This is a genomic window from Streptomyces sp. NPDC006265, from assembly GCF_040613555.1.
GTDB lineage: Bacteria > Actinomycetota > Actinomycetes > Streptomycetales > Streptomycetaceae > Streptomyces.
Window position 1 is genome coordinate 1 of sequence record NZ_JBEXSH010000419.1, and the last position, 7,737, is coordinate 7,737.

At 73.6% G+C, this 7,737-nt stretch carries 6 protein-coding genes and 3 pseudogenes; 8 read left to right on the forward strand and 1 reads right to left on the reverse strand.

Features of this window, described 5'->3' with window-relative positions:
• Together ABZ281_RS28805 and ABZ281_RS28810 are read left to right on the forward strand one after the other, a co-directional pair.
• Nucleotides 1–794: pseudogene (locus ABZ281_RS28805) on the forward strand (family 2 glycosyl transferase); the annotation flags it as partial.
• Entirely contained in the window at nt 791–2,341 is a 1,551-nt protein-coding gene (locus ABZ281_RS28810) for a DUF5719 family protein (RefSeq protein WP_356660103.1), read from the forward strand. The pseudogene ABZ281_RS28805 and the gene ABZ281_RS28810, both read left to right, overlap by 4 nt.
• Nucleotides 2,342–2,438: 97 nt before the next feature.
• On the opposite strand, the gene ABZ281_RS28815 is transcribed toward ABZ281_RS28810, so the two are convergent.
• Nucleotides 2,439–2,894 (reverse strand): metallopeptidase family protein, encoded by a 456-nt coding sequence (locus tag ABZ281_RS28815; protein WP_329328518.1) that lies wholly within the window; start codon nt 2,892–2,894, stop codon nt 2,439–2,441.
• Between the two features lie 294 nt (nt 2,895–3,188).
• Here ABZ281_RS28815 and ABZ281_RS28820 point away from each other — a divergent pair, with 294 nt between their 5' ends.
• The 6 genes and pseudogenes from ABZ281_RS28820 to ABZ281_RS28845 all read left to right on the forward strand — a co-directional run.
• Nucleotides 3,189–3,611 (forward strand): DUF3499 domain-containing protein, encoded by a 423-nt coding sequence (locus ABZ281_RS28820; RefSeq protein ID WP_356660105.1) that lies wholly within the window; start codon nt 3,189–3,191, stop codon nt 3,609–3,611.
• Nucleotides 3,612–3,645: 34 nt separating this feature from the next.
• Nucleotides 3,646–4,276: pseudogene (locus ABZ281_RS28825) on the forward strand (L-lactate permease); the annotation flags it as partial.
• 102 nt (nt 4,277–4,378) lie between these two features.
• Nucleotides 4,379–5,743, forward strand: coding sequence for a phosphomannomutase/phosphoglucomutase (locus ABZ281_RS28830; protein WP_356660107.1), 1,365 nt, complete (start codon nt 4,379–4,381; stop codon nt 5,741–5,743).
• A 73-nt stretch (nt 5,744–5,816) separates the two neighbouring features.
• Nucleotides 5,817–5,987, forward strand: coding sequence for a Trm112 family protein (locus tag ABZ281_RS28835; RefSeq protein WP_356660109.1), 171 nt, complete (start codon nt 5,817–5,819; stop codon nt 5,985–5,987).
• A 112-nt stretch (nt 5,988–6,099) separates the two neighbouring features.
• Nucleotides 6,100–7,227 carry an SIS domain-containing protein gene (locus ABZ281_RS28840; protein ID WP_356660111.1) on the forward strand — a complete coding sequence of 376 codons (1,128 nt, stop codon included), beginning with the start codon at nt 6,100–6,102 and terminating at the stop codon, nt 7,225–7,227.
• A gap of 54 nt (nt 7,228–7,281) precedes the next feature.
• Nucleotides 7,282–7,614 (forward strand): annotated as a pseudogene (locus ABZ281_RS28845) (type I phosphomannose isomerase catalytic subunit); the annotation flags it as partial.
• Nucleotides 7,615–7,737: the final 123 nt, after the last annotated feature.

Genomic DNA, 7,737 nt, shown 5'->3' on the forward strand with positions numbered 1-7,737 from the left:
CCACCGTCGTCCCCACCTCCGGCACCCCGCAGCCCGTCGCCGCCGGGCCCGTGGACATCCACACCACGATCCCGACCGGCGCCGGCGGACGCGTGCTGCGCCTCGCCGACGCCGCCTCCGAGGGCTGGGCCGCCACGCTCGACGGCAAGCCACTGACCCGCACCACGGTCGACGGCTGGGCCCAGGGCTTCGAACTCCCCGCCACCGGCGGCAGGCTGGACGTCACCTACGACGACCCGATCGGCCACACGGCCTGGCTGTGGGCCCAGGGTCTCCTCGCCGTCGTCCTGGTCGTGCTCGCCCTGCCCGGCCGGCGCCGCGACATCGACGACGACCTCCCCGAGGAGCCGCCCGTCCCGGCCCAGGCCGTCGCCGGTGAGGGCCGTCGTGCCCGCCGCCTGCGCGCCCAGGCCGAGGCCGAGGCCGAAGAGACCGCCGGTCCCGAGGAGTTCCCGCCCCCGCAGCCGGAGCAGCCGCCGGCAGCGGTGCCCCAGCAGCAGAACTACGGGGAGTGGGACAACGCCGGCTACCAGGCCGGCGAGTACGCGGGCTACGGCGACCAGTACCAGAGCGCCCCGGCGGACGCCTACGGGCAACAGCAGTACCAGGCGGATCCGTACCAGGGCGGCCAGTACGACCCGTACGCGTACGGGGGCCAGGGCCAGAACCCGCCGTACGACCAGCAGGGCTACGACCAGGCCTACCAGCAGGGCTACGGCACGCCGTACGACCCGGCGCAGCAGCACCACCCCCACGGCACGGGCAGTGAGCGTCCCGACGGGAGCCAGCAGTGAAGCGCACCACCCTGTCCCTGATCGCCGGCACGACCGCGCTCGCCGCCGTCACCGGATTCGCCGCGCTGTCCGTTCCGGACGCCCCGGGCACGGACACCGCCGCCAAGGCGGCCGCCCAACTGCCCGTGGAGCGCACGAGTCTGCTGTGCCCGGCGCCCAGCACGTCCGACCTCGCCGAGACGTCCTACACCTCGTTCACGCCCGTCACGAAGGGCACCGGGAGCGGCGGCAAGGCCGAACTCCGGCAGGCCGCCGAGGAGTCGGCCGACGCCCCGGCCGACGGCGAGGGCAAGGGCAAGGACGACGGCGAGGGCAAGGGCAAGGACGACGGGAAGTCGGGCGAGGACAAGCCCGCGAAGCCCGTACTGACTCCCAAGGAGCCCGGCAAGCCGGTCACCGGCGACACCTCCGGCGGCGACGCACCCGCCCTCGTCGGCACCGCGGACGGCAGGTTCGCGCCCGGCTGGACGGTCCAGGAGACGACCGAGGTCGCCGCGGGGACCGGCCGCGGTCTGCAGGGCGTCAACTGCACCGCTCCGGACACCGACTTCTGGTTCCCCGGCGCCAGCACGGACGCCGACCGCACCGACTACGTCCACCTGACGAACCCCGACGACTCGGCCGCCGTGGTCGACCTCGAGCTCTACGGCAAGGACGGCGCCCTGAAGTCCGCGGTGGGCGAGGGCATCACGGTCCCACCGCACTCCAGCGAGCCGGTCCTGCTGTCCACCCTCACCGGCGAGCGGCAGACCAACCTCACGGTGCACGTCAACGTCCGCAGCGGACGCGTGGGCGCCGCCGTGCAGGCCCTGGACGACAAGCTCGGCGGCGACTGGCTGGCCGCGTCCACGGACCCGTCGGGCAGCCTGGTCCTGCCCGGCATCCCCGAGGACGCCACCTCCGTGCGCCTGGTCGCCTTCACCCCCGGCGACGCCGACGCGGACCTGAAGGTGCGCCTGGCCTCCCCCTCCGGGCCGATCACCCCGGCCGGCCACGAGACGGTGCACGTCAAGGGCGGCATGACCACCGCCGTCGACCTGGGCGACGTCACCCGCGGCGAGGCGGGCTCCCTGGTGCTGACCCCGACGGACCGGTCCGTGCCGGTCGTGGCGGCCCTGCGGGTCGTACGCGGCAAGGGCGACAAGCAGGAGACGGCGTTCATCCCGGCCACCCGCCCCGTCGGCACGCGCGCGACGTCCGCCGACAACAGCGGCAAGGGCAGCACCCTGTCCCTGACGGCCCCCGGCGCCGCCGCCACGGTCAAGGTCACCGCCTCGGCCGGCAGCGAGGGCGGTACGCCGGTGTCGAAGACCTACACGATCAAGGCCGGCACGACCCAGGACATCGAGCCCCCGGCCCCCGGCGGCCTGAAGGGCACCTACGCGCTCACGGTCGAGACGGTGTCCGGCGGCCCGGTCTACGGGGCCCGCACCCTGACGGCGAGCGAGGGCGGCGTCCGCGCCTTCACCGTGCAGACACTGCCGGACGACCGGGGGACGGTGGCGGTGCCGGAAGCGGACGAGGACCTGTCGGTTCTCCAGAAGTAGGACTGCCGGGGCTGCCGGCCGGAGCGGGTCCGCGTCCGGCGTCCGAATGGCCCCGGTCCGCGTCCGGCGTCGACTGGCCCGGTCCTCGCCGTACCGACTAGCCCTGGTCCTCGCCGTACCGCGGATCCACCGTCTCCGGCGTCAGTCCGAGCAGCTCGGCGACCTGCTCCACGACGACCTCGTGCACCAGTGCCGCCCGCTCGTCGCGCCCCTTGGTGCGGATCTCGACCGGCCGCCGGTAGACGACCACGCGGGCGGGGCGGCCCTCGCGCGCGGTGATCGTTCCGCCGAGCGGAACGGCCTCGTCGTTCCACGCCTGGCCGGGCCCGTCGAGCCGCGGCACCTCGAGGACCAGGAAATCGATGTCGGCGAGTTGCGGCCACCGCCGCTCCAGGCGCTCCACGGAGTCCTGCACCAGATCGGCGAACGCCTCCGCGCGGCTCGCGGCGAGCGGCACCTGCGGTGGTGCGATCGGGCCGCGCATGCCCCGTCCGTGGCGATCACGACGGCGGGGCCCGGGGGCGGCGGCACGGGGCGTTACGGGCTTGTCCATCACTGGTGAAGGGTAGTCCCCGCCGCGCCCCTGTGCCCGGCACCGCACGGCGGCACGGACGGCTTCCGGCCGCGCCACGGGACATGTCATTACATGACCATTCAAGCCAAGGTTGGGCTCAAATCCGTATCCCGCCGAGACCGGCGACCTCACGGTAATTGAGGGTTTTGTGGTGACTGTTGATCGCTTGCGGGATCGTCGGACACCTCGGACGGTGATGTCCTGCCAGGTCAGGAAGGTGCGCTCAAAAGGGTGTGTGGGGTGTTTCACAGCACGACACGGGGGAGTGACCTGGTGGAGAGTCGTCGCGGCCCGCTCAAGAGTGCGGTACCGTCCAACGTCGTGAGCCCTGTACGTCGCTGTTCGCGCACCGCTTGCGGCCGTCCCGCCGTCGCGACGCTGACGTACGTCTACGCCGACTCGACCGCGGTCCTCGGCCCGCTCGCCACCTACGCCGAACCCCACTGCTACGACCTGTGCGCCGAGCACTCCGAGCGCCTCACCGCCCCGCGCGGCTGGGAGGTCGTCCGGCTCCTCGACGGTTCGGCCCCGGCCCGCCCCAGCGGCGACGACCTGGAAGCGCTTGCGAACGCCGTGCGTGAGGCGGCCCGTCCCCCGGAGCGGGCGGCCGGGGCGGGTGGCGGGGGCCGCGGGGCCGACCCGAGGGAAGTCGCGCGGCGCGGGCATCTGCGCGTCTTGCGTTGGCCCGACAACTGACCGCCCCTCCCGGCTTCTTCACGTGCGCACCCATTTCGACTGGCCCTTCCTGGACGTCGCCGGCCCCGACGGCGAACCGGTCGGCGGCAACGTCTTCAGCTGGCCCGTAGTGTCGACCGGCGGCACTCTCGTCCCGTTCGCCGGGATCCTCACGGCCGTCGTCATCGGCGTCCACGCGCGCGTGGCGGTCAGAGAATGGCGCGCGACCGTCCACGCACTGCGTTTCGCGATCCTCACCGTGACGTCCGTCCCGGCCCTCGCCTATGTCATGAACCTCTCCGGGCAGGCGGCCACCATCGGCCACTTCGTGGCGGCGGCCGGAGCCGGGCTCGCGTTCCTGTCGCCGGTCCTCGGCTGGTTCGGCGTCGCCGTGTCCGGCTCGGACACCTCGGCCAACGCCCTCTTCGGCGCCCTTCAGGTGAACGCCGCCCGCGAGTCCGGACTCTCGCCGGAGCTGCTGGCCGCCGCCAACAGCTCCGGGGGCGTCCTCGGCAAGATGATCTCCCCGCAGAGCCTCACCATCGCCTGCGCGGCCGACGGACTCGCGGGCCGTGAGGGCGACTTGCTGCGCAAGGTACTGCCGTGGAGCCTTTGCCCGCTGCTGGTGATGCGCCTGATCGTGGTCGGCCAGAGCACCCCCGGTCCACGGCTGGATGCTCCCCTGACCTGAGGTTACGACTGTGGGTCCTCTCGGCATCCGCCCAGCGCGCTGTCGGTGGGCGAGGGTAGTTTGGGCGGACCGACAGTACTTTTCAGGAAGGTTGGCCGTGGCTGCTGATCTGTCGCAGGTCGTGAAGGCGTACGACGTACGCGGGGTCGTCCCCGACCAGTGGGACGAGTCCCTGGCCGAGCTCTTCGGAGCGGCCTTCGTGCGGGTCACCGGCGCGAGCGCCATCGCGACCGGGCACGACATGCGGCCCTCCTCACCGGGCCTGTCGCGCGCCTTCGCGCGCGGGGCGGCCGCCCTGGGCGCCGACGTGACGGAGATCGGCCTCTGCTCGACGGACCAGCTGTACTACGCCTCGGGCGCGCTGAACCTGCCGGGCGCCATGTTCACCGCCTCCCACAACCCGGCGCAGTACAACGGCATCAAGATGTGCCGCTCGGGCGCCGCCCCGGTCGGCCAGGACACCGGCCTCGCGCAGATCCGCGAACTGGTGGAGGGCTGGAGCGAGTCGGGCGGCCCGGAGCCGGCCGCGAAGACGGGCACCGTCACCGGCCGCGACACGTTGTCGGACTACGCGGCCTACCTGCGCTCCCTGGTCGACCTGACCGCCATCCGCCCCCTGAAGGTCGTCGTCGACGCGGGCAACGGCATGGGCGGGCACACGGTCCCCGAGGTCTTCGCCGGTCTGCCCCTGACTCTCGTCCCCATGTACTTCGAGCTCGACGGCACCTTCCCCAACCACGAGGCCAACCCCCTCGACCCCGCCAACCTCGTCGACCTGCAGAAGCGGGTCCACGAGGAGGGCGCCGACCTGGGCCTCGCCTTCGACGGCGACGCCGACCGCTGCTTCGTCGTCGACGAGCGCGGAGAGCCGGTGTCCCCGTCGGCGATCACCGCCCTGGTCGCCTCACGAGAACTGGCCCGGCACGGCGGCAAGGGCACGATCATCCACAACCTGATCACCTCCTGGTCGGTCCCCGAGGTGGTCAGGGAGAACGGCGGCACACCGGCCCGCACCCGCGTCGGCCACTCCTTCATCAAGGCCGAGATGGCCCGCACCGGCGCGATCTTCGGCGGCGAGCACTCCGCGCACTACTACTTCCGCGACTTCTGGAACGCCGACACGGGCATGCTGGCCGCCCTCCACGTCCTCGCGGCCCTCGGCGGCCAGGACGGCCCCCTCTCCTCCCTCGTCGCCCAGTACGACCGCTACGCAGGCTCCGGGGAGATCAACTCCACGGTCGCCGACCAGCAGGCCAGCCTCACCGCGATCCGCACCGCGTACGGGGCCCGCCAGGGCATCACCCTCGACGAGCTCGACGGCCTCACCGTCTCCTCCGCCGACTGGTGGTTCAACGTCCGACCGTCCAACACGGAGCCGCTGCTCCGCCTGAACGCGGAGGCGCGGGACACCGCGACGATGGCCAGGGTGCGCGACGAGGTGCTGGGGATCATCAGGGGCTGAGGCCCCGCCCCCCCACCGGCGGTAACCTGACCAGGCACGAACCCCAAGCGCCCGCACCTCGAAGGAACCCCCTATGCCCCTCGAATCCGGCCTCCTCGAGATCCTCGCCTGCCCGGCCTGCCACTCCCCCCTCACGGAGCAGGACACCGAACTGATCTGCACCGACACCAGCTGCGGCCTGGCCTACCCCGTCCGCGACGGTATCCCCGTCCTGCTCGTCGACGAGGCCCGCCGCCCCGCGTGACCCCCGGGGGCGCACGCACCCCCGCGACACACCGGTGCACATAGCCCCCGGCACAGCGGGCACGATCCAGGACACCCTCACAACGGACCCCGGCGATGGGAAGCTGCCGCCCATGCTCGACGAATCGCTGCTCGACTCCCCGGAGGGCCTCGCCGAGGCCGACCACCGCGGACTGCTCCGCGGCGCCGCAGAAGCCGGCGCCCGCGTCCGTACCGCGGCCCGCCATGCCGCCGATGCGGGCGTCAACCACCTCAAGCCGGACGGCCGCCCCCGCGCGGTGCTCATCGCCGGCCCGGGTGCCGCCGCCACCCACGCCGCCGACCTCATCGGCACGCTCGCCGGTGCCGGCAGCCCCGTCATCCGCCTCACCCCCACCGGCGTCGCCCCCGCCGCGGGCGCCCTGCGCTGGGAACTGCCCGGCTGGATCGGCTCCGTGGACCTCCTGCTGATCACCACCCCGGACGGCACCGAACCCGGCCTGTCCCTGCTCGCCGAGCAGGCCTACCGCCGGGGCTGCACCGTCGCGGCCGTGGCCCCCGCCCGCACCCCGCTCGCCGACGCCCTCGCCGGTGTGCACGGCCTGTTCGTCCCCGTGGCGACCGCCCCGTACGACCAGGAGGAGCCCCTCGCCGCATCCGCCCCCGGCGTCCTGTGGGCCCTGCTCACCCCGCTGCTCGCGCTCCTGGACCGCACGGGCGTGCTCGCCGCCCCACCGGACGCCCTCGGCAAGGTCGCCGACCGCCTCGACCTCGTCGCCGAGCGCTGCGGCCCGGCCATCGCCACGTACAGCAACGCCGCCAAGACCCTGGCCGCCGAACTCTCCGACGCGCTCCCGATCGTCTGGACCGAGGGCGTCTCGGCAGGCCCGGCCGGCCGCCGCTTCGCCGCGGCCCTCGCCGAACTGTCCGGCACCCCCGCGGTCGTCGCCGAACTCCCCGAGGCGCTCGCCGCCCACGGTGCCCTGCTCGCCGGCCCGCTGGCCGCCAGCGCCGACCCCGACGACTTCTTCCGCGACCGCGTCGAGGAACCGCCCGCCCTGCACGCGCGCGTGGTCCTGCTCCGCGACCGACCCATCGGCGGCCTCACAGCCGCCCCCGGCGCCCGCGACCTCGCCCTCAGCCACGACACACCGATCAGCGAGCTCGAACCGGAGGCCGGCGGCGAACTGGAGACCCTCGCGGAACTGATCGCCATCACGGATTTCGCCGCGGTTTACCTGGCGCTCGCTTCGAGGGCCTGATCTTGCCCGGGACAGCCTGACGCGCCCGCACCCCGCACACCCAGAGAGAACGCCATGGACCGCCTCGACAACACCATCCGCCCCTACGCCTGGGGTTCCCCGACCGCCATCCCGCAGCTGCTCGGCGTCGAACCGACCGGAGAGCCGCAGGCGGAGATGTGGATGGGCGCCCACCCGGGCGCACCCTCGCGCACCGACCGGGGCACACTCGTCGAGGTCGTCGACGCCGACCCCGAGAAGGAACTCGGGTCCGCCGCCGTCGCCAGGTTCGGCCCCCGGCTGCCCTTCCTCCTCAAGATCCTCGCCGCCGGCGCCCCGCTCTCCCTCCAGGTCCACCCCGATCTCGCGCAGGCCAAGGAGGGCTACGCGGACGAGGAGCGGCGGGGGGGGCCCCCGGTCGCCCCCCCCCCCCACCACAAAAACGGCCACCCCCCAACCCCAAAAAAATAAGCCCCCACCCCGAGGGACACCCCGGGGGCGATACGCCCCCCCCCGCGGGCCCCCGCCCAC